The organism is Cohnella lupini, assembly GCF_003386205.1.
Classification (GTDB): domain Bacteria; phylum Bacillota; class Bacilli; order Paenibacillales; family Paenibacillaceae; genus Cohnella; species Cohnella lupini.
This window is the reverse complement of sequence record NZ_QRDY01000008.1, coordinates 172452-193568: the sequence shown is the minus strand read 5'-3', so window position 1 is coordinate 193568 and position 21117 is coordinate 172452. Positions and strand designations below refer to the sequence as shown.

Below are 21117 nucleotides of genomic sequence, written 5' to 3'. Positions count from 1 at the left end.
CTGAATCGTCGAGAAGAGAAAGGGTAATCATGCCGACGCATGATTACCCGCTTCCCGAGTGGTATAAGGCTTATTTACCGAACGTTTATTTACCGAGAGCTTTCTTGGCTTCGTCCCACTTCTTGTTGTATTTGTCGAATACGCCGGCGATATCGGATACCGCGATTTCTTGCGCCATGTCGTTGAAATCGATCTGTCCTTTGTTCTGAATCTCCATCGCGTCGCTGTTGTCGGGCGCGATCTCCACGAAGTTCAAGCCCGGCGTTGCCAGGAAGTCGGACAACTGCTTCACTGTGGATTGTTTCGTCTTTATCGAAGGAATGAAGCCGGAGAAGTCGTCATGGCCGGACTCCTCGATCAACCATTTCACGAATGCCTTCGCCGTAGCCAGATTCTTGCTGTTCTTGCTCACCGCGTAGAAGTAATCCGGCGTCAACAGAGTAGTCAGCGTGCCGCTGTTATCGTAGGGGAACGGGAAGAAGCCTACGTCCTCGGATGCCGCGCCGTTCTCGATGACTTGCGGAATGACCCAGTTCGGCAGCAGGTACATCGCCATTCTACCGGAGGCTACATCTTTCTTGGATTGCTCCCAATTCGTGGAGTTAATGTCCTTCTCGGCATATCCTTTGTCGATGATCGTCTTCAGGATCGATAGCGATTTCGCCCATGCTCCTTCCGGCTCGAACGCTTTCTCTTGCTTCAGGCGGTCGTTCCAGAACTCCGGGTTGCCGGACATTGCGATGGCAACGTGTTGCCATCCGTATAACGGCCATTTGTCCTTGTAATTCGTGGCCATCGGTACGATTCCGGCGGTCTTAAGCTTCTCGCTTGCCGCATAGAACTCGTCTAAAGTTTTCGGAACCGCGGTAATGCCGGCTTTCTCGAAAGCTTTCTTGTTGTAGACGATACCCGTCGTGGAACCGCCGGATACCAAGCCGTATACTTTGCCGTTGAGCGACTTGTAGTCCTTGAACCGGATGACGTCGTTTAACCCCAGATCGTCCAATTCGGCGAAATAATCCGGAAGCTGCGCGTTCGGCATGTTCGGAATGAGAATAACGTCCGGCATTTCCGCCGTCGCCATGCGAAGCTTGATCGCCGACTCGTAATCCTTCAGCGCTTCGAACTCTACCTCGGCATTCGGGTATTTCGCGCGGAATGCCTCCGCGTACTCCTTGAACTTCGTATCGATCAAATCGGTGCGGTTCGTCGCGAATACGATCTTCCCGCTAATGTCCGTTCCCGCTCCCGCTTCGCTTGCCGTAGCCGAAGCCGTCTCGGTGACGACCGGCGCTTCCGAGCTAGCGGCTTGACTAGATGGCGTCGAGTTACCGTTATTGCCTTTGTTGTTTCCGCCGCATGCGGATATCGTAGCCGCGACGAGTACGATCATGATCGCAAGTGTCCAAATTCGTTTCATACTTCTGTTCCCCCAGTAGAATGAATGTTTTTGCGTAGCGCTTACATTTCTCATTATAAAGTTCCGATCGTTCGCCGATAATGGCGTCGATTTGTTTTTCATTGTACTGAATTTGCTTTTCCGCGCCATTTCGCATTTTCTTTACCATCGTTCCCTTCTTGTTCCCGGAACGGATAGGCGTTATGATGTGTGAATACTTTAACAGCCAGAGGTCGTTCACATCATGAGAATTAGAGATTGGGATCGCAACTTAAAAATTCGTTTAGCCGGGGAAGCCTCTTTCAACGTAATTCTGTGGGCTTTTTTCCCGTTCTTGTCCATCTACTTCGCGGAATCGTTCGGCAAGGGCTGGACCGGGATCCTACTTATGCTCTCGCAGGCTTTATCGGTTCTCGCCAACCTGTCCGGCGGTTACTGCGCCGACAGATTCGGGCGGAAGAAAATGATGGTCGTCGCGGCAATCGGACAAGCCGTCGGGTACGGGTTGTTCGCGCTCGCATCGTCGCCGTGGTTGTTCCAGCCGATCGTCGGATTCGCGGGATTCACCATCGCGAGCCTTTTCAGCTCCTTCTATTATCCGGCCAGCCAGGCGATGGTCGCGGATGTCGTTCCCGATCGCCATCGCGCCGGCGTTTTCGCCGTTTTCTATACCGCGGCGAATATCGCCGTCGTGATCGGCCCGTTGATCGGATCCGTACTGTTCCTGGACGATCCGTTCATCGTATTGGCCGCGGCATCGGCACTGTGCGTTCTGCTCGCTATCCTACTTGGACGGCTAATCCGGGAAACCCTTCCCATCGAGATTGCAGATCGAGTAAACGCGGATAAAGGCCGCCCTTGGTATCGATTTATTACGGAGCAGCTAAGGGATTATCGGGTTATCGCATCGGACAGAGTGTTTTTCCTCTTTATACTGGCAGGCGTTCTTCTGTCGCAAACGTTCATGCAACTGGATTTGTTATTTCCCGTTTTCTTGAAGGAAACCGTGCCTCTTACGACAGTACTCTCCTACGGAGATTGGAGCTGGCAGCTGACCGGAGAAAAGCTGTTCGGACTTATCGTATCGGAGAACGGGCTATTCGTCGCCCTCTTCACCGTTATCGTGACGAGATGGATGCTAGGCTTCCGGGACCGCATCGTTTTCATAGGCGGTGCCCTGTTCTACGCTCTCGGAATCGCCATATTCGGCCAGATGTCCACGTTCTGGGGCTTCACGCTGGCGATTGCGGTGTTCACGCTTGCCGAGCTGATGTCCGCGGGTCCGCAGCAGGCTTTTGTATCCCGGTTAGCGCCGGAGCATATGCGCGGCCAGTATTTTGCCGCCTCGAGCGTAAGGTTCACTCTGGGTAGAACCATTGCACCGCTGTCCATTCCGCTCAGCAGCTGGATCGGCTTCGAATGGACGTTCTGGATATTGACGGGCTTGTCGATCCTAGCCGCTTTCCTATACCATCTCATGTTTAATCGGTATGATCGGCAAGGTTAATAACGTTAACAGACGATGTCAGTCCATTTAGTCCGTCCGCACGCACGCGAAGGGCCGAGCAGGTATAACTCCCGCTCGGCCCTTTCTTTCCGACTATTCGTCCGTCAATAAATCCAACCAATCCGCTTCCTTCTGCGTTAATCCGACTTCCAAGCCCCGAAGGCTGGAGTGGAGCTCCGCTGGACTATTCGGTCCTATTATCGCGCAGGACGGGAACCGTTGCCTCAGCACGTAGCTTAACGCGATATGATTGGCATCGCATCCTTTGCTCTCCGCAAGCTGCCTTGCCCGGCGCAGCCGCTCCCAGTTCGCGTCGCTATAGTAGACGCGAACTGCTTCTTGATCCTCCAACCGATCCGGCGAGAACCTTCCGGTGAAGAACCCTCCGGCTTGCGACGACCAGGAAAGGAGCGGGAGCTGCGATGTCTCATGCCAAGACACGTAGTCCGCGTCCGCAGAGATACATCCTGCCCAGCGGGGCTCGTTCGGCTTAGCCAAGCTTAGATTCGGACTATTGCAGGCGAAACCGGTCAGTCCGCTTGAAGAGGCGTAAGCATTGGCTTCTTCCAACCTGGCGGTCGTCCAGTTCGATACCCCGAGCGCGCGGCAGCGTTTGGATTCGAGCAGCCGTTCGAGCGATTCGAGGATGTACCCGACGGACACTGACGGATCATCCCTGTGCAGCATGTAGATGTCCACATAGTCCGTCTGCAAACGTTCGAGCGATTCCTCCAGATCCCGTTCCATCGCTTGGTTCGTCATCCGGGGTCCATTCTCGTCCGGATGACCTCCTTTCCCGATCAAGATCAACGAGGAGCGATGGTTACCCTCTCTCATCCATCGACCGAGCGCTCTCTTGCCCGCCGCCCCGTAGACGTGAGCCGTGTCGATCGTATTCCCGCCCGCCTCGATGTAAGCATCGAGCAGCTCGTTCGCATGCTCCATGCGGTCTTCGTGAAGCATCATCGATCCCATAATAAGACGGGATATCGGCGTTTCGATACCTTCTATGCGAATGGAGCTCATCGTCGATCGCGTCATTTAATTACGCCCCTTTTCCTTTTAAATAAGAGTAATTCTCGCTTTTTCTAAAGCCGAGCGGTAGCACGCGTCCAGCACCTTCATATTCGACACGGCGTCGGACGGCGCGAAGCGTTGCGGTTGTCCGTTCCGGACGGCGCGGGCGAAGTCGTCGACCTGAAGAGCGTAAGCGTTAACGCCGACCGATTGCTCCGTTCGCCTTCCGTTCTGCCCGTTAACGATAAAGTCCGCATTATCCTTCCCGGTCAAGAAGGCATTAGGAATATCGATCGTTCCGTCTGCACCGACGATTTCGAAATTCTGTCGGAAGGACGCCCACATGCCGCAGTCGAAGGTCAATGAAACACCTCCGGGGAATTCCGCGAGCCCGGACGCCATCATATCGACGTTGTCGTGCTCCTCGGAGAACTGGGCGTGAACGGTGACCGCTTCCGGCTCGGAGCCGAGCAGCAGCCTTGCCGCGCTAAGCGGATAACAACCCACGTCGTACAAGCTTCCTCCGCCCCAATCGGCGCGATAACGAATATTGTTCTTATCTCCCGCGTTATTGAATGAGAATGCGCCTCGAAGCGCTCTAACCCGACCGATCTCTCCCGAATCGACGATCTTCCGGATTTGCTCCCAGCGGGGATGATGCCGGTACATGAACGCTTCCGCAAGATGTACCCCCGCATCCGCGCACGCTTCCGCCATCTCCAACGACTCCTTCGCCGTCAAAGCCAACGGTTTCTCACACAATATATGTTTGCCAGCCGCGGCGGCACGAATCGTCCATTCCCGATGCAAGTGGTTGGGAAGCGGAATGTATACGGCGTCGATACGCGAATCCGCGAGCAGTTCCTCGTAGCTTCCGTAAGCTGTAGCGCCCTCGTAATTAGCTACGATTTCTTCCGCCTTCCGCTTATCGCGGCTGGCCACCGCCGCGATTACGCTTGTTTCCGATTCCCTAATCGCAGGCATGACGGCGTGAACCGCGATATTCGCGCCGCCGATAATCCCCCAACGAAGCTTGTCTCCCATACTCAACCTCTTCTCATAATAGATCAATATTGTTATTATAGAATCGTTACTATACAGCTGTATATACAATCATATTGCTCTAATATAATAATATTGCGATAAGGGTGAAGAGTCATGAAATTACATTTAACGCTCCCTTCCATGGATTCCAATCCCTATCTCGTCTTTCCGGAATCCGTCGGGAGATACAACGAGATGCCGGATCATCGCACGGAACGGCAATCGGATTTCCCCTACTTCAATTTTCATTACGTCGCATCCGGGCAGGGCTTCGTCGAGGTCGAGGGACAATGGCAACTCGTGCAGCCGGGAGATGCTTTCTTCTATTTCCCTCATCAATCCCAACAGTACCGCTCCAGCGAGGAAAATCCTTGGGATGTTTACTGGATGCATTTTTACGGAGATCGAATTTCCGAGCACTTGACTGAGCTAGGTTTTCGACGATCCGTCGTATGGTCTACCAACCGCAACGAGGGCTTGAAGCAAAGGATGGGGAACCTCATACAGGAAATCGATAACCACAAACTTCTGAGGCCTTCAACCCTCTCCATGCTCACTTACGGAGTCATCGCCGAGTTCATGGCGCAAGCCGTCCCGCATCGATCCAGCCGCAACCAAGAGACTCTGCGGGAAATTACTGATCTGCTTCCCGCTATGCAGGATGCGGCTAGCAAGCCTTTCTCGTTGGACGTTTGGGCGGCTAAAGCGGGAATCAGCACCTACTACTTCTGTAAAATGTTCCGCAAAGCCACTCAACTATCGCCGATGGACTTCATTACGCTGTGTCGCATCCGGCTAGCGAAACAACTGCTGCTGGACGACCCTGCCAGCTCCGTTGAATTCGTGGCGCAGACCTGCGGCTACGATAGCGTCAGCTACTTCATCAAGCGTTTTAAAGACAAGGAAGGCGTGACTCCGACGGTTTACCGCCGGCTTCACGCCTAAGAATGCTTATTCGATACTATACCATCACTCTGATTGCCCGGAAGCTCCCGCTTACTTCCTTCAGCTCTTCTTCAAGGGCTCTACCTCGAGTCGGCTTATGACTAAATGCCGTTCTTCTCCCACACGTCCGCGTATTCCTTGTTCCGTTTGAATTGAACGAGAGCGTACGAGCAAGCCGGGATGATTTTCTTGCCTTCGGCTCTCGCTTCCTCGACGACGAGGTCGAGGAGCTTCCTCGCGATATTGCCTCCGCGATATCTCGGATCCAGATAAGTATGGTCGATGACCCATGTTCCCACGTCTACGAGCTTATAGGTGATCTCTCCCACCTGGCCGCTGACCCCAAGCACGATGAAGCCGGTGCCCTGCTTGCGTATATCAACGGCCATTTCCGCTTGCTCCCTTGCCCGCGTCGTCTCTTCCGCTTCTCCTAATTCGTTCCGTTCGGTTTCTCCCATATCCTGAACCCTCCTTTTATACTTCATTACCCAATGCGGAGGGGATTCAACGCTCGAGAATTTCGTTAATTCGTCTCATGGGATATCCCGTAAACTGTACGACGTCCATGATCGTGGCTCCAGGGTTCGACTTGATATAGTTTTTTACGATTTGCGCTTCGGCGACATAAATTTGCTGGCATTCCTTGCACAGGGTATCCGGTCTCTGGACTTGAAGCTTGCCGCACCTTCCGCAATTGACTAATTCCATCTCCACCCACCCTGTCGTTAGAATTCCTAGTCAAGAAATGAACGTATTTATTGATAGTTGTATCATAAGTTTACCCGATCCGCCATCGATTGGGGGAAAATAATCCCATAATAGTCTTAGGTCCTCGTATTCAGACTTAGCCGAATTAAAATGCAAAAGTCCCTATAACCATGATGGTCATAGGGACTTCGGTCTATTTTCCGTCCTTAATCGATGAGCTTCGCTTTAACAAGCAACCGCCTAACGATGACGGCCGTTTCTGCCCTTGAGATCGCGCTCTTCGGTCTCAGCTTCAGATTATTTCCTTTGAACAGTCCGTTTCGAACCGTTATCGCGATTGCTTCATTCGCCCACTCGTTAATCGATGCTATATCCGCATATGAAGCAAGAGCTATATTCGCATCGGATTCGCTTATATCCGTTTCTAGATCGACCAGTTTCATAGCCCTGGCAAGCATCACCGCCGCCTCTTCCCGCGTAAGAGTCTGCGTCGGCCGGAAAGTTCCGTCTTCATATCCGAAAACAAGTCCCAGTTCCATACCTTTCGCTAAGTAACCGCTATACCGATCGACGTTGTTCACATCCGCGAAATGCGTGAGCTCGGATTTGCCCGGCAAGCCTAACGCCATTATTAACGTGGCGACGAATTCCGCCCTCGTAACGGCTTCGGACGGATCGAACCGAGCTGCTTCCGTTCCGTTCACGATCAAACGCGAGGCCAAGTCGTTCGCTTCTGCCTGCGCCCAATGGCCTTCAACGTCCGCAAACGCGACCGGATTCCATATTAATGCATACTTGCTGTTCGTCATGCTGTTAATAACGGCAACGGCCTTGCCATCCCGAACAGCGAACGAGGTCGGAACGTGCCGTGACGATCCGTCCGCTTCCACCACGACCGCCGTCGTGATCCGCCGCGGGTCAACGCCTTCGGGGATCGGAATCGTCCGCTCGACGAAAGCGCCGAACTCGTTAAGCTGCAAGCTTTGGTCTTTGTAAGAAACAACGATCGCGAACTCGACCGGCGGAACGACGATCGTTAACCCGGTCGCTTCAGCCGTTTCTTCACGAGAGATTACGATGCTCACGGAGATGTCGGCCAGAGGGACTCGTTCGCCAAACCTCTCGGCGATCTTCTCCATCCGAATTTGTCCGGCGGGAATCTTGTAGCTTCCGGAGCGAGTCGTTACTTCGATTAGACCTTCTTTATCTTCCAATGCTTTAATCGAATCTCCAGCAAACTCCACGATAACTTTTGCCGCGTAGGAAGTCGTCATGGAAATTTCGATGGACGGATTATCGCCTTCTTTGCCGAGCTGTTCTTTGAATGCTCCGTTATCCATTCTTACCCTTAATACGCTTCGGCCGTTTTCCGCCGAGGACGATTCGGTCGCCAGCTTCCCTGTCGACTGACCGCCGATCGTTATTCGGGTTATGGGTTCAGGAATCGGTTCGTCATCGTCGTCTTGCTCGTTGTTATTTTCGGGAGGAGCATCGCGGGTTACCGTTAGTCGGTAAGTCTGCATCGTGCCATCCTGCGCGGTTACTCCCAACTCGATTAAGTTGAGCCCGACCTTCATAGGAAGGCTGTCGCTAACGATGCCATTCCCTATGTTCACCGGTCCGAATCGGAGTACGTTAGAACTGTCGTATACGCTCGCGACGACGCTGGCTTGACTCTCGTAAGTCGTCGCGGCGACGGAAACCGACGATATTGCATAAGCCACGCCGGCGGAATATGCCGTTGTATCGCGCGAGAAGTCAGGCCCTATCGCTATCGGAATGCCGCCGGCGGTACGTAAATCAAGACCGCTTAACGATGCATCCCGACTCGGAATAGGAGGATCGGTGGGATCGGTGGGATCGGTCGGATCTGTTGGATCGGTTGGATCCGTGGGATCGGTGGGATCTGTTGGATCGGTCGGATCCGTTGGATCTGTGGGATCCGAATCCGGAACCCAATGCGCGTACAAGATGACATCGTGAGCCGGCATAAAGAACGTATCTCCTACCGCGTATGCCGTTCCGGTTCCGTCCGCGTTGGCGTTCCACCCCTTGAAAATGAATCCCGTTTTCTTCATATGGTCCGAATTCGCTAGCACTTCGACGCTCTCGTCTACCCAATAGGCAAAGTCGTCCACGGGTACGCTCCCGGAGCTGCTCCCGTTCCCGTCATAAGTCACGAGGTAGGACGGCACGTCAAGAGTCTTCACGGATTTGACCGCATACGCGCTTTTCAAGCCCGACTTGTCCTTCACGATAACGCCGAAATAATACGTTACGCCTCCGAACAGCCCCGTTACTTCCTTCGTATCTATGTCCTCCTCGTACGCGCCGATCGGAATCCCCCGGAGTTCAATATCGTTAACCGTGCCCGCGTTGGCTCTACCGATCCGATAGACCAAATATTGCAACTCGCTCGGCGAGGTTAAATTGTCGGTCGCTTTCGCCCAATTCAAGGTTAATCCCGTTTCCGTTATATCGGAAGCCGTTACGGGGTCCGCGCTAGGAACCGGAACGGTTAAATCCAATACGGCCGCATTCTGCACGGGAACCAAGCGCGAGGTCGCCGTCCTGTCACCCAATTCTCCGCTGCTGTTCAGTCCCCAGCCCCATACTTTTCCATCGTCGCTCACCGCCATCCCGAAAAATCCGCCCGCGGAAACGCCTTTTATTCGCGAGAGACCCGACACTTGCACGGGAGAGTTCCTTTGCGTAGAAGTACCGTCTCCCAACTGAGAATAATTGTTTAATCCCCATCCCCACACCGTTCCGTCGTCTTTCAACGCAATGCTGCTGTTGGCTCCCCCAGCGATAGTGGAAACTCCGCTTAGTCCGGATACTTGCACGGGAATGTACCGCGTAACGGCGGTTCCGTCTCCAAGGGCTCCCCATTGATTGTATCCCCAACTCCACACCGTTCCGTCGTTCATCACGGCTAAACTATGATCGTTACCGGCGGAAATCGCCTTAACTTCACCAATATCGACTTGATAAGGAATGGAACGGGAAACCGTCGTACCGTCCCCCAACTCCCCTTTACCGTTATAACCCCATGCCCACAACGTTCCGTCCGCTTTAAGAGCCAGGCTGTGCCATCCTCCGGCGGCAATCGCGATCACGTCCGTCAATCCGGTTACTTGCACGGGCGAAGTCCGCCCAGTCGTCGTCCCGTCGCCAAGCTCTCCGCTGTCGTTCGTTCCCCATGCCCACACGTTGCCGTCTTCGTCCAATGCAAGGACATGGTAACCGACTCCCCCCGAGACCGCTTTGATTCCGGATAACCCGGGCACTTGCGCGGGTATGTTCCTATCCGTCAGCGTCCCGTCGCCCAGCTGCCCGTTTTCATTCATCCCCCATGCCCATAAAGTGCCGTCGGTTTTGATCGCATAGCTGCTGCGAACGCCGGTCGCAACGGCTTCGACGTTGCTAAGGCCAACGGCTTTTACCGGCGCGTTCCTTCCGCTATTCGTTCCGTCGCCTAATTGCCCCTTCGTATTCTGACCCCAAGACCAGACGTTTCCATCCGTTGTCAGGGAAAGGGTATGGTAATATCCCGATGCGATCCGAGGCTCGACTACGATATCGGCGGCTTCCGCCGTTTTCTCCCGGGCAAAAGGGATCATCCCTATTAACACCAATATACTAAGAGCTATCCTATACACTCGCTTCATCCGTTTCATTTTCGTTTCCCTCCGAGAATCTGTCGTTCAATCGTTGAGCCTCCGTTCATTCTATAAATTAAAAAGTTATTTTTCGATTTACTAAAGTTAACTATTTTCAACTTTCTTTGCTTTTTAACGACAAAAAACCACCAGGTCCCCCTGATGGTCGTCGTTATTTATGGATTACCGTTTACTCATGTAGCTTCATAAGGTGATTCCCATATAACATGAACAGCGACAGCACGGCCGCCAAGGCCAAGTAAGCCGCCAACACCTTCCACTTCAAGGATGAAGATGCGACGTAGTAGGCCCTATTATGTTGTAGTTCCTCCTCCAGTTGCCCGATTCTTTCATCCGCAGCCTGCTCAGCGGCAACGAGCAATCTGGACGGGATCGGCTTGGAAGGATCGGCATCCTCGTACTCCACGGGCTGATGCTCCCATTCCTGCAGCAGATTAAGGGTCAGATTCGCATAGTGCCTATCCATGGTCTCTTTATCGCGGGCAATCCGTTCTTCCTCATGCAGGAAAGGCAGCAATCGTTTGCGTTTGCCCGACTCCTCTTTCTTGGTTGCGCCTACGTCAGCCAGCAGCGTTTGTTTCAAATTCCACGTGCTCGTTAACGCAGGCCAACGGCGAATCTCCGTCCGGTATTCGACCAGCTTCTGCTTCTCGTAGGAAAGCACCGCATTCCTGCTGTCTTCCTTCGCCCTGTTCCACCAAGTGAAAAGACCGATGATGATAATGAGAAAAAGTATAGGGCTCGGGGATATTGCGACGATAATGCCAAGAAGGATCAACCCGGCCAGCCATATTTTCGTAGACAATACCGATACGATCCGACCTCCATCTAGAGGAGACACGGGTATCATGTTAAACAAGTTAAGCAGAGCGCCAGTAAAAATGACGACGGCCCAGAACGGGTCTTCGGTCATCCAATACAACGCGACGGCAGGAAGGAAAGAGATTAATCCGGCCAAAGGTCCGCCATACGCGAGATAAGCCTCGGTTGCCGCGTCGCGCGGACGCTCCTTCAGCGATACGAGCGCTCCCACGAACGGGATGAAGAACGCCGGCGAAGTCGGAATGCCTTTGCGCTTAGCCGCGACAAGATGTCCCATCTCATGCACGAATATCAAATAAATGATGGCAACGCCGAATTTCCAGCCGTAGATGGCCGCGTATGCCCCCAAGCTTATCATCATCGAAATGAATGTGCCGCCGAATTTGGTCCATTTCAGCAACGCCAAAGCCCACTTAAACTTCGCTAACAGAAAGATTCCGATCCCTACCCACAACGACCGGCCGCGAGAATTATTCACCTGGAACTTCCTTTCCTTATAATCCGTAATGATACCCTGATGTACAGTATCTCATTAAATACGAATTTGGATAAGAGCTGGTTTCGTTGCCTCGCGATTTGACTTATGTTACCATAGGATTACTTAAAGGAAACGGAGGGGTTACGTGTGATAGACTACATCCGAGTTAGATCCTTGCGCGGCTAATTGAATAGCGCTTAAGGCTCTGCCTGTGTGCAGAGGACTCGGGATTGGTCTGTCCTATGAACCCTATATCGGAGATGGAAACGCGAATAAAGCTTGGAGTGGATGCCGAACGACGGCCGGAATACATGCGTCGTTCGGTTCCGGGCTTTCTATGCGTCTACTCTCCTTAGGAATAGGCATGATCGGCAAGCGTCAACGCATGGCGTTCGCTTGCGCTTCTTTCTGGATTCCTCTAACGTCATACGACCGCACAGGCAGAGCGCTGCCTGTGTTTTTTTACGGTTCGGACATAGAGAGAGGATGAATAGTATGGAACGAAATAGAGAAAAAGGGATTATCGTGGGCGTACGTTTGAACAACCGCGACCATTTTGAAAGCGCCATGGAGGAGCTCGGCAGTCTGGCCGACGCTTGCGACATCGAAGTCGTCGGAGAGCTTACGCAAAAGGCGGAACGAATCCATTCTTCGCTTTATATGGGAAAGGGCAAGATCCAAGAACTTAAGTCGTTAATGGAGGCAACCGGCGCGGACGTCGCCATCTTCAACGACGAGCTCTCTCCCTCCCAGATTCGCAATCTGGAGAAGGAGCTGGATTGTCGGGTCATCGACCGGACGATTCTGATTCTGGACATCTTCTCCGGCAGAGCTCAAACCACGGAAGCCAAGCTCCAAGTCGAGGTGGCGCGGCTGCAATACATGTTGCCTCGCTTGTCCGGATTAAGAGAATCCCTCGGACGCCAAGGCGGAGGAGGCGGGTCCGGACTCAAGAACAGGGGCTCCGGCGAAACGAAACTGGAGTTGGATCGTCGCCGGATCGAAGATCGAATAACCGCATTGCAAGCGGACTTGGAGAAGCTCGTCTCCCGGCGTCATATCCAGCGGAAACAGCGCCGCAAGAACGAAGTTCCGGTTGTCTGCTTGGTCGGGTACACGAACACCGGGAAATCGAGCCTCATGAATGCACTCGTGCGCAAGTTCAATCCCGGCTCCGACAAAGAAGTACTCGCCAAGGACATGCTCTTCGCCACGCTAGAGACTTCTGTACGCAGCATAGAGTTGCCGGATCGCCGGTCTTTCCTTTTAACCGATACGGTGGGATTCGTCAGTCAGCTGCCGCATCATTTGATCAAGGCGTTCCGTTCCACGCTTGAAGAAGTAACCGAGTCGGACCTTTTACTTCACGTCGTGGACTGCTCGGATCCGGAGTACGAGCGTAGAATCGAAGTCACGAACGAGACCTTGCGCGATCTCGGCGCCGACGAAATTCCGACCTTGTTCGTGTACAACAAAGCGGATTTGGCTACGAACCAGGATTATCCTAGGGTAGAGGACGGTAACATATACTTGTCCGCTGGAAAAGGAATCGGGATGGATGAGCTGGTGCGGCTCATTAGCGAACGAGTCTTCACGGACTACAAAGACTACGAGATTCTAGTTCCCTTCGAACACGGGAAGCTAGTGTCCTTCTTTAACGAGCATGCTCATGTTCATCGGATCAGCCATGAGGAAGATGGCACGAGATTGTCGATGACCTGCAGGGAAGCCGATTACGAGAAGTATCGCGACGTATTTATATCCATCGGTTAAGCCGGTTGGCGAATGGCCCGGCGTAGCCGGGTTATTTTGCTTTAAACATACTTCTCATAGATCGAGATCCTTGATAGCGCCATGGTTGAGCACGTAAACAGGATCCCGGAAGACGTCGTATTCCAATGCATCCTCATCCAATGACACCAACTCGCCCGACTGATCGAAAATAATGGAGGCTTTGGTCGAGCTTAACCTTTGCGTACATTTGCTTATTCCTCCAATGGACAACAGAAAAACACCGCGCGAGCAGAATTAATTCTTCTGCAAGCACGGTGCTTCCGCGTCTTTTTATTTGAAAATAACAATCGCCAATCACGCTCACCTGCGCTGAAGAGTAAGATGCCAGCTGTCGGAACGGCTTAACGAACGGGCGTTCTTTGCCTTATTAACCGCGCTGACGAGCAGGAAAATACGAACCGTCGAGCCCGTATTGTTACGAAAAAGCACTTTGTTCGGCGTTAATTCTCCTCCCCCTCCTCCGGCAGTAAACTTACCGGGGGACGGTTCGGCCTGTATTTTGATTGCGAATGCTTCGTTGTTAAAAAGAAAGTTAACGTCCTTAAGGATAAGCCGCATCCCGTCCGCGACCTCCAAAATGATTTGCTGCAATAGAACGGTTCTGCCTGGAGCGACCGGAATCGCATTCTTGCCGCCGACGATTCCGCTTAGTTGAAATGACGACATGATTTCACCTCCCGCTAGAGCAATAGCTCGTACTCTAGCATATTCGGAAGGTTGTCATAACGATTGAGCGTTTCGACCGGAGCTAATGCGGCGGCGCTTAGCGCTATATGGCTTAGGCGTTACGCTTTAGCCGTTCTGGTGACCGCGCCTTCCGCCTTCGGAATTTTGATCGCCATCAAGGCGGCGAAGAAGCAGACGAAACCCGCGGCGACGAACGAAACGGAATAGCTTCCCAACCAATCCCTCATCATTCCTGCCCCGTATGCCGCAACCGATGCTCCAAGCTGATGCGCGACGACGATCCAGCCGAATATCATGCCCGCGGATTCTTTGCCGAACACGTTCGAGGATATTTTGACGGTGGGAGGAACGGTTGCGATCCAGTCCAGCCCGTAGAATACGGTGAATATCATCATTTCCATGTAGCCCATTTGAAGAGCTTGCGGCAGGAAAATAAGCGACAGACCCCGCAGCCCGTAATACCAGAATAACAACCAACGGCTATCGAACCGATCGGAGAGCCATCCCGATAAGGTCGTGCCGACAAGATCGAATAACCCCATCATAGCCAGAAAACCCGCAGCCACGACGCCAGGGATGCCCAAATCGCCGCATGCGGGAATTAAGTGCGTACCGATCAGCCCGTTCGTCGAGAAGCCGCAGAAGAAGAAGGTTCCGGCAAGCAGCCAGAACGTCGAGTTTCTCATTGCGGAACGTAGCGCCTTTAACGGAGCAATAAAAATGTTTCCCTTAAAGGGGACGGGCTTAACGATTTCTTCCGATCCGTACGAGGCAGCTCCTACATCGTAAGGATGGTTTCTCATCCATATCGCAACGACGACAAGCAATATAAGCACTGCAGCAACCGCGGCGAATAAGGCATAACGCCAACCCGCTTCAACGGTTATCTTGGCCATAAGCGGCATGAACAACAGCTGTCCCGTAGCCGCGCTTGCCGTCAGCATCCCGACGACCAGCCCTTTTCTTTTCGCGAACCATTGGTTTGCTACCGTTACGCCTAATACATTGGCCATCATTCCCGTCGCGAGGCCCGCGACGAAGCCCCACAGCAATTCGAACTGCCACAGGGTTGTCATCATCGGAGTTACGGCTAGGCTGACCGCCAGTACGGCCAAGGCGATGACCATCACCTTGCGAATACCGTACTTAAGTAATAACGCAGCGGAGAACGGACCGACTAACCCGTACAGGAATATACCCGCGGAGACGACGCCGGAGATCCCTCCCCGGCTCCATCCGAACTCGTCTTCCAAGGGAAGCATCAATACGCTCGGCAACGAACGAATTCCCGCCGATACGAGTAAGGTTACAAAAGTAATAAGGACGACTATCCAACCATAATATATTTTTGAAGCGACTTTCTGCTGTTCCATTTCTCTCTTCTCCTTCACTCCATATATATATTGTTTGTACATACAATATTACAATCGAAGAAATAACGCAGCTCTTATCTCTTCTCGAGCAGCTCGCTGGACGCCAGAATGTCATCCGATAGCTTAGAAGCGTCATCTAAACCAAGTACCGCCGAATAGCTTTCTTTCAGCTTCCTGGAAGCCGCGCGTATCGTAACTTCCAACTCCTTGCTCTTCTCCGTAGGGTATACGAGCACCGTCTTCCCTTGTACTTTTCGTTCCGCCAAATGGCGTCCTTCCAGCTTATCGATGAACCGAGTTAAGGTCGAAGGCGTTACGGATAACTTCTCGGCTAGCTCCTTTTGCGTAATTCCGGGCGTTCCGTTAACTAATAGAATAAGATACCCGTACATGGGACTTAATCCCGTAGACGCGAATTGTTCCTCCGCGATCTTCGTTATGGCGCGGCTTAACCGGTTGGAGGTGAAAAAGAGGCAGGTGCGCAGGAAGGAGTCGTCCATCGGTTAATCCCTACTTTCTATTTTGTATGTACAACTAATTTAATACGATTTTCATCCGACGTCAATAGCTATTCCGCGGCTGATTTCAACGTTAGGAAGAAATGCTATACTTAAGCAATCGAGCCCGAACTCGCAATCATGTAATTCCTACTTAGGAGTCTTGCCTATGATACCCACTTACGAATTGGACGACGACCAATGGAACCGGCTCGTCCAGGATGTTGCCGATCATTTCGACGACGTTACCCTGAACAGGGGATTTCAATATTATAAGCAAAACCGCGTCTTGAAACTCACGATTCCCTCTCATCGATACATCAAAGCGATCGTGGAGGGATCCGAGAATTATTCCGTCGAGATCAATTTGGATCATTTCGAGGCATGCCGGTGCGATTGCCCGGTTAACGTCCCTTGCAAGCATATTTTCGCCTCCGTGCTTAAGTACGCGGAGCTGCATAATCGTTCGACCCACGCGCTCGTGAACGCCAAGAACCTGACCGCGACGAAGTCGGATAACCCTTCCCCTGCCAAGACTTACGGTCAAGCGAGGCTGTTGGAGGCTAAAAAGTCGGCCGAAAGCGCCGCCCGATTGAAGGAGCAAGCCAAGTATATCCCGAAGATGGATATTTCCCAGTGGCACGAGCTATTCGAGCATTGCACGGAGCGAATAACACAGGGCTCGAGGAATACTCAGTTCGTGAACGACATGCTGGAGGCCATTTTCCGAATTAAACCTTCCCTTTCGCCGGACATCAACCGGTTATTTATATTGCATGCCCGCTTATTCGTATTGTCCAAGTTAACGAAACAACCGCAAGACCAATCGGGATACGCCTATTCCTATCTGGCGTTCCACACCCATCATGCCGCATCCGATCTTCAGGAAGCTATCGAGAAGGATATCGCGGACGGAGCCCCGGCGGCAGGAGATGGGGTTAACTTGCCCTACACGCTGCAAACCTTGGATTACTTGCGCAAGGAAATGCTGGCGGAGACTAACGACAACCATTATTTCCTGTCGCACTACCAGCAGGTTTGGAGCCAGTGGCTAATCCCTCCGGTCAACGAAACCGTTTATTCGGAGGAAATCGGAAGATTGGAAGAGGTTGCAGCCGAGGCGGGCTCTTCCCGTACCGCTTTTACTTTGAAGATGGCCAAGGCGGGGATGTACATGCATCTATCCAACGACCGGGAGGCTTGGAAGCTGCTCGGTTCCGCGAAGGAAGTCTCCGGTATTTCCGCGGAATATTTAACGTTCTTCCTGAACCATCTCTCGCGAACGGAGCAATGGAGCCGGTTAACTTCATGGTTAACCGAAATCGCGCCTCTGCTCAACCTGCGAAGGAACAACAATATCCGCTCCTACTCGGACTATTGGGAAGTCGCCGTACAGCACCTTCCCGACGCGGAGCCGCAAATGTGGGATACCCTCGCCTCCTTGCTGCCCTTATCCCGCCAGATCTACGAAGAGAAGCTGCTCGCCAACGAAAAATGGGAACGCTGGATGGACTACCATTTGAGCATGGACAGCGATCCGCTCGAATTTCGGGTAACGGACCTGCAACCGATCGAGAAGAACGCTCCCGAGCTATTGCTTCCCTTCTACCATCAGGCGGTCGAACGTTACGTCCTTCACAAGAACCGGGACAGCTATAAGTCCGCGGTAAAGATGCTCAAGAGGTTAGCCAAGCTATATAAGAAATTAAAGCGGGAGCCTCGCTGGGAATCGTTCATCGACTCCTTCGCCAGCCGCAATAGTCGTCTTCGCGCGCTGCAAGAGGAGCTTCGGAAAGGGAAACTGCTGGAATGAACAAATATACGGAATACATTCAAATACAGATCGTTTTCGACGGGCACGGAAATGCCCTCATCCATGGCGCTTACAACGAGGAATCGTTCGTGTCCGGACTGTCTCTTAAGCAGGGTTTGTTTGCCTGGCACGAAGAGTCTTTCTACGGAACGGAGCTGGAAATCCACCCCTTCCAACAGCTCGAGCTCGTGCAACTCCCCGCGGAAATGGTCATTCCTTTCTTCGCGGAAGCCCGCCTTCTTCAGCATATCCAATGGCTATGGAGCGATGTCGCAGAACGCTTGATCAAGGTCGCGCCGATATTGGCCCAGTGCTTGGAGGACAAGAAGTATATCCCTGATTTCTCCTCGTTCCAGTCCGGCAAATTGCAGTGGAAGTGGGACGAGGAAGCGATCGGCGCGGACGAACGCGCGGCCATGGACGAGATCAAGGAAGATCCCGATTTCATGAACGGGCTCCTAGCCGCGTTCTCCGCTGCCGTATTTCATCGGCAATACGGATCTGAAATGACGGCCTCCGATCTGCGAAGCGAATTCCCGCTCTTATTCGCGCGGAACAAAACAGTCGAGGCCGGCCTGGACGAACAAGCTTGGCTAGTCGCTATCGGCTGGAAAGCCGATACCGCTCCCTTCCGGCCCGCTTTGCAATTGCTGGAGCCGGACGAAGACCAATCCGGTTGGCGCCTGCAACTGGTCCTTCAAGATAAACGGGATTCTTCTCGGTTATCCCTTGTACGGCTGGCGGATAACGGCGAAGTATTCGGCTCATGGCCAAGCGATTGGACTCCGCACGTCAGAACCCGTTCAAGCGGTTGGCTGGAGAGATTGCGGGCTAGCCTTCCCGCGGAGAGGTTTAGCGGAGCGAGCGATAATATTTTCTCCCGACTGCTGGACGACGAAGCCGCATGGAGATTCTTGACGACGGAAAGCCAGCGGCTGCTCGATTCCGGATGGCATGTCCTGCTTCCCGCATGGTGGGAAACCGCCAGTCGGAAGAAGCCTCGGCTACGCGCCAAGGTTAGCTCCGGCGAAGGCGGACGTGCGGGAAGCTCTTTGTTCGGTCTCGACTCGCTCGTCGACTTCGACTGGCGAATCGCCATCGGCGAAGCCGATCTATCCGAGTCCGAATTCGCCGAGCTGGTCGCTCGCAATGCGAGGCTCGTTCGTTTCCGCGGAGAATGGATCCAGTTGGATCCGACGCTGCTTGCCCAAATTCGCAAAGCGATGGCTTCCGTGAACAAAGAACAGGGCCTTTCCTTCCAGGACGTACTGCAGCTGCATCTGTTGGGCAACGATGCGAACGTTGAAGCATCTAACGCGGATAACGAGGAGTTGGAGGCCGACCGCGCGCACCGGCTCCAGCTGGAGGTTGAACTTAATCAGCATATGCTTAAGCTCATCAGTCAGCTTACCCAACAAGCCGAGCATCCGAAGCTTGCCGTTCCGGCCGGGCTCCGAGCGGAGCTTCGCGCTTATCAACAAGACGGGTACGCGTGGCTGTCTTTCCTCCGCGGATTCGGCCTGGGTGCGTGCTTGGCGGACGATATGGGACTCGGCAAAACGGTACAGCTCATCGCTTATTTGCTGCATATCAAAGAAAACACGTCGGATTCGGATCCCAATAGGATTCCGTCCTTGATCATCTGTCCGACCTCGGTGCTAGGAAATTGGCAGAAGGAAATCAGCCGCTTTGCTCCTAGCTTGAAGGTCATGCTGCACTACGGGAACAGGCGGTTTAGCGGGGAGGCCTTCGTCGAGGAAGCGAAGCAAGCCGACGTCGTCCTTACTTCGTACGCCACATGCTCGCTCGACCAAGAAACGCTTCAGATGCTGACTTGGACCTCCGTCAGCCTCGATGAAGCGCAAAATATCAAGAACGCCCAGACGAAGCAATCCACTGTAGTCCGCAGCCTTCCCGCCAGGCATCGAATAGCGCTTACGGGAACGCCGATCGAGAACCGGCTGGCGGAGTTGTGGTCGCTTTACGACTTTATCAATCCCGGTTATTTGGGAAGCGCACGCGAATTCAACAACCGGTTCGCCATCGCGATCGAGAAGGAGAAGGACGAGCAACTCACTGCCGATCTGCAGAAGCTGATTAGGCCGTTCATGCTTCGTCGCAAGAAAAAGGACCCGGCTATCCAGCTTGACTTGCCGGACAAGAACGAAATGAAGACCTACGTCAACTTAACCGCCGAGCAAGGCGCGCTGTATGAACAGACCGTTAACGAGCTTATGGAAAGAATGCAGAAGCTTGAGGGAATCGAACGCAAGGGAGCGATTCTGGCGGCGCTTACCCAACTGAAGCAGCTTTGCGACCATCCGATGCTGATGACGAAAGAGCCTTTGCCGGAGCCAAGCCTATCGCCCTCGTCCGAAGAAACGCCATTCGACACGGAGGCGATCGTTAGCCGGTCGTCCAAGCTGGAACGATTGTTAGACATGGTGAAGGAACTCCGGGATGAAGGCGACCGGTGCCTAATTTTCACGCAGTATATCGGCATGGGGCAGATGCTGAAGCGCGTACTAGAGCATGAGCTTCGGGAGCCCGTTCTCTACTTGAACGGAAGCACGTCCAAAGTCGCGAGGGACAGAATGATAGACCAATTCCAAGCGAAGGAAAGCTCCGAGCCCGCAGAGCAGCCGAACGTCTTCATTCTCTCGCTCAAAGCCGGGGGCGTCGGTCTCAATCTTACGGCGGCCAACCACGTGTTCCATTTCGATCGCTGGTGGAATCCGGCCGTCGAGAACCAAGCCACCGACCGCGCTTACCGAATGGGTCAGACTAGGGACGTGCAGGTGCATAAATTCATCTCTCTGGGCACGCTGGAGGAACGGATCGACGAGATGCTCGAGAGCAAGCAGCAGCTCAGCGAGAACGTTATCTCTTCGTCCGAAGGCTGGATTACCGAGCTGTCGACGGACGAGCTGAAGGATTTGTTCACCTTGCGCCGGGACATGATCGGCTGACGCGCAACAAAGGCACCGACCCTCGAGGTCGGTGCCTTTGTCATAACCGGCTACTACTTCATAGCGGAATTAGGAATGATGTCGTAGATCTACCTTCTTGATGAGCTTGCGAATAGCCATGTTGCCGGCGAATGCGAGTAGCCCTCCGGCGATAATACCTATGGATGCGGAATGAATATCGGAGGCTCCGGCTCCGGCCGCAATCGTACCTGCAGTCGAGCCCAGTGCGACCCCCATGGCCACGAAAGCGAATGCCAACGTCCTGCCTATGATGGACATTCTTCCGGTAACGAAAAGCGCTGCGCAAGCAATGGATGCGATCATTCCGGCTATTCCCAATAGGAGCATCTCAATCCCCCGCTCTACTAGAATCTTTCACTC

General features: G+C 53.2%; 17 protein-coding genes. 5 read left to right on the top strand and 12 right to left on the bottom strand.

The features are described from left to right. Positions 1-85: 85 nt before the first annotated feature. Positions 86-1420, bottom strand: a complete 1335-nt coding sequence (locus DFP95_RS15815) for an ABC transporter substrate-binding protein (RefSeq protein ID WP_115993608.1) — start codon at positions 1418-1420, stop codon at positions 86-88. 223 nt (positions 1421-1643) lie between these two features. Between DFP95_RS15815 and DFP95_RS15810 the strand changes: the two genes are divergently transcribed. Next, entirely contained in the window at positions 1644-2906 is a 1263-nt protein-coding gene (locus tag DFP95_RS15810; RefSeq protein WP_115993607.1) for an MDR family MFS transporter, read from the top strand. 93 nt (positions 2907-2999) lie between these two features. Here DFP95_RS15810 and DFP95_RS15805 read toward each other — a convergent pair whose 3' ends face one another. After that, on the bottom strand, positions 3000-3947 hold the full coding sequence (locus DFP95_RS15805) for an aldo/keto reductase (RefSeq protein WP_342768242.1): 948 nt from the start codon (positions 3945-3947) through the stop codon (positions 3000-3002). Between the two features lie 21 nt (positions 3948-3968). Continuing rightward, a complete protein-coding gene (locus DFP95_RS15800) occupies positions 3969-4967 on the bottom strand; it encodes a Gfo/Idh/MocA family protein (protein ID WP_115993606.1) in 999 nt (332 codons plus the stop codon). Between the two features lie 114 nt (positions 4968-5081). Between DFP95_RS15800 and DFP95_RS15795 the strand changes: the two genes are divergently transcribed. Further along, the gene (locus DFP95_RS15795; RefSeq protein ID WP_115993605.1) at positions 5082-5912 is read left to right on the top strand and encodes a helix-turn-helix domain-containing protein; all 831 of its coding nucleotides are present in this window, start codon (positions 5082-5084) and stop codon (positions 5910-5912) included. Between the two features lie 101 nt (positions 5913-6013). Here the strand turns inward: DFP95_RS15795 and DFP95_RS15790 are convergent, their stop codons facing one another. The 4 genes from DFP95_RS15790 to DFP95_RS15775 form a co-directional block, all read right to left on the bottom strand. After that, on the bottom strand, positions 6014-6370 hold the full coding sequence (locus DFP95_RS15790; RefSeq protein ID WP_115993604.1) for a GNAT family N-acetyltransferase: 357 nt from the start codon (positions 6368-6370) through the stop codon (positions 6014-6016). Positions 6371-6416: 46 nt separating this feature from the next. After that, positions 6417-6620, bottom strand: a complete 204-nt coding sequence (locus tag DFP95_RS15785) for a hypothetical protein (protein WP_115993603.1) — start codon at positions 6618-6620, stop codon at positions 6417-6419. Between the two features lie 206 nt (positions 6621-6826). Continuing rightward, positions 6827-10300 carry an RCC1 domain-containing protein gene (locus DFP95_RS15780; RefSeq protein ID WP_115993602.1) on the bottom strand — a complete coding sequence of 1158 codons (3474 nt, stop codon included), beginning with the start codon at positions 10298-10300 and terminating at the stop codon, positions 6827-6829. Between the two features lie 172 nt (positions 10301-10472). Beyond that, a complete protein-coding gene (locus DFP95_RS15775; protein WP_115993601.1) occupies positions 10473-11603 on the bottom strand; it encodes a site-2 protease family protein in 1131 nt (376 codons plus the stop codon). Between the two features lie 495 nt (positions 11604-12098). Here DFP95_RS15775 and hflX point away from each other — a divergent pair, with 495 nt between their 5' ends. Further along, on the top strand, positions 12099-13376 hold the full coding sequence (gene hflX / locus DFP95_RS15770) for a GTPase HflX (RefSeq protein WP_115993600.1): 1278 nt from the start codon (positions 12099-12101) through the stop codon (positions 13374-13376). A 54-nt stretch (positions 13377-13430) separates the two neighbouring features. Here the strand turns inward: hflX and DFP95_RS28910 are convergent, their stop codons facing one another. The 4 genes from DFP95_RS28910 to DFP95_RS15755 form a co-directional block, all read right to left on the bottom strand. Next, the gene (locus DFP95_RS28910) at positions 13431-13607 is read right to left on the bottom strand and encodes a hypothetical protein (RefSeq protein WP_181907452.1); all 177 of its coding nucleotides are present in this window, start codon (positions 13605-13607) and stop codon (positions 13431-13433) included. A 90-nt stretch (positions 13608-13697) separates the two neighbouring features. Beyond that, positions 13698-14063, bottom strand: coding sequence for a hypothetical protein (locus DFP95_RS15765; RefSeq protein ID WP_115993599.1), 366 nt, complete (start codon positions 14061-14063; stop codon positions 13698-13700). A gap of 119 nt (positions 14064-14182) precedes the next feature. Beyond that, a complete protein-coding gene (locus DFP95_RS15760; protein WP_115993598.1) occupies positions 14183-15457 on the bottom strand; it encodes an MFS transporter in 1275 nt (424 codons plus the stop codon). 74 nt (positions 15458-15531) lie between these two features. After that, a complete protein-coding gene (locus tag DFP95_RS15755; RefSeq protein WP_115993597.1) occupies positions 15532-15957 on the bottom strand; it encodes a MarR family winged helix-turn-helix transcriptional regulator in 426 nt (141 codons plus the stop codon). A gap of 166 nt (positions 15958-16123) precedes the next feature. Between DFP95_RS15755 and DFP95_RS15750 the strand changes: the two genes are divergently transcribed. Together DFP95_RS15750 and DFP95_RS15745 are read left to right on the top strand one after the other, a co-directional pair. Next, entirely contained in the window at positions 16124-17767 is a 1644-nt protein-coding gene (locus DFP95_RS15750; RefSeq protein ID WP_115993596.1) for an SWIM zinc finger family protein, read from the top strand. Beyond that, positions 17764-20736: a DEAD/DEAH box helicase gene (locus tag DFP95_RS15745; protein ID WP_115993595.1), complete on the top strand. Its 2973-nt coding sequence runs from the start codon at positions 17764-17766 to the stop codon at positions 20734-20736. The genes DFP95_RS15750 and DFP95_RS15745 overlap by 4 nt, the downstream gene beginning before the upstream one ends. Positions 20737-20805: 69 nt before the next feature. Here the strand turns inward: DFP95_RS15745 and DFP95_RS15740 are convergent, their stop codons facing one another. Further along, entirely contained in the window at positions 20806-21084 is a 279-nt protein-coding gene (locus tag DFP95_RS15740) for a hypothetical protein (protein ID WP_115993594.1), read from the bottom strand. Between the last annotated feature and the right edge of the window lie 33 nt (positions 21085-21117).

Bases quoted from the DNA above. Each gene is read 5' to 3' on its own strand.
- DFP95_RS15760 (WP_115993598.1), bottom strand. From the start codon at position 15,457: ATGGAACAGCAGAAAGTCGCTTCAAAAATATATTATGGTTGGATAGTC.
- DFP95_RS15765 (WP_115993599.1), bottom strand. From the start codon at position 14,063: ATGTCGTCATTTCAACTAAGCGGAATCGTCGGCGGCAAGAATGCGATT.
- hflX (WP_115993600.1), top strand. From the start codon at position 12,099: ATGGAACGAAATAGAGAAAAAGGGATTATCGTGGGCGTACGTTTGAAC.
- DFP95_RS15795 (WP_115993605.1), top strand. From the start codon at position 5,082: ATGAAATTACATTTAACGCTCCCTTCCATGGATTCCAATCCCTATCTC.
- DFP95_RS15800 (WP_115993606.1), bottom strand. From the start codon at position 4,967: ATGGGAGACAAGCTTCGTTGGGGGATTATCGGCGGCGCGAATATCGCG.
- DFP95_RS15740 (WP_115993594.1), bottom strand. From the start codon at position 21,084: ATGCTCCTATTGGGAATAGCCGGAATGATCGCATCCATTGCTTGCGCA.
- DFP95_RS15750 (WP_115993596.1), top strand. From the start codon at position 16,124: ATGATACCCACTTACGAATTGGACGACGACCAATGGAACCGGCTCGTC.
- DFP95_RS15785 (WP_115993603.1), bottom strand. From the start codon at position 6,620: ATGGAATTAGTCAATTGCGGAAGGTGCGGCAAGCTTCAAGTCCAGAGA.
- DFP95_RS15790 (WP_115993604.1), bottom strand. From the start codon at position 6,370: ATGGGAGAAACCGAACGGAACGAATTAGGAGAAGCGGAAGAGACGACG.
- DFP95_RS15755 (WP_115993597.1), bottom strand. From the start codon at position 15,957: ATGGACGACTCCTTCCTGCGCACCTGCCTCTTTTTCACCTCCAACCGG.
- DFP95_RS15780 (WP_115993602.1), bottom strand. From the start codon at position 10,300: ATGAAACGGATGAAGCGAGTGTATAGGATAGCTCTTAGTATATTGGTG.
- DFP95_RS15805 (WP_342768242.1), bottom strand. From the start codon at position 3,947: ATGACGCGATCGACGATGAGCTCCATTCGCATAGAAGGTATCGAAACG.
- DFP95_RS15745 (WP_115993595.1), top strand. From the start codon at position 17,764: ATGAACAAATATACGGAATACATTCAAATACAGATCGTTTTCGACGGG.
- DFP95_RS15810 (WP_115993607.1), top strand. From the start codon at position 1,644: ATGAGAATTAGAGATTGGGATCGCAACTTAAAAATTCGTTTAGCCGGG.
- DFP95_RS15815 (WP_115993608.1), bottom strand. From the start codon at position 1,420: ATGAAACGAATTTGGACACTTGCGATCATGATCGTACTCGTCGCGGCT.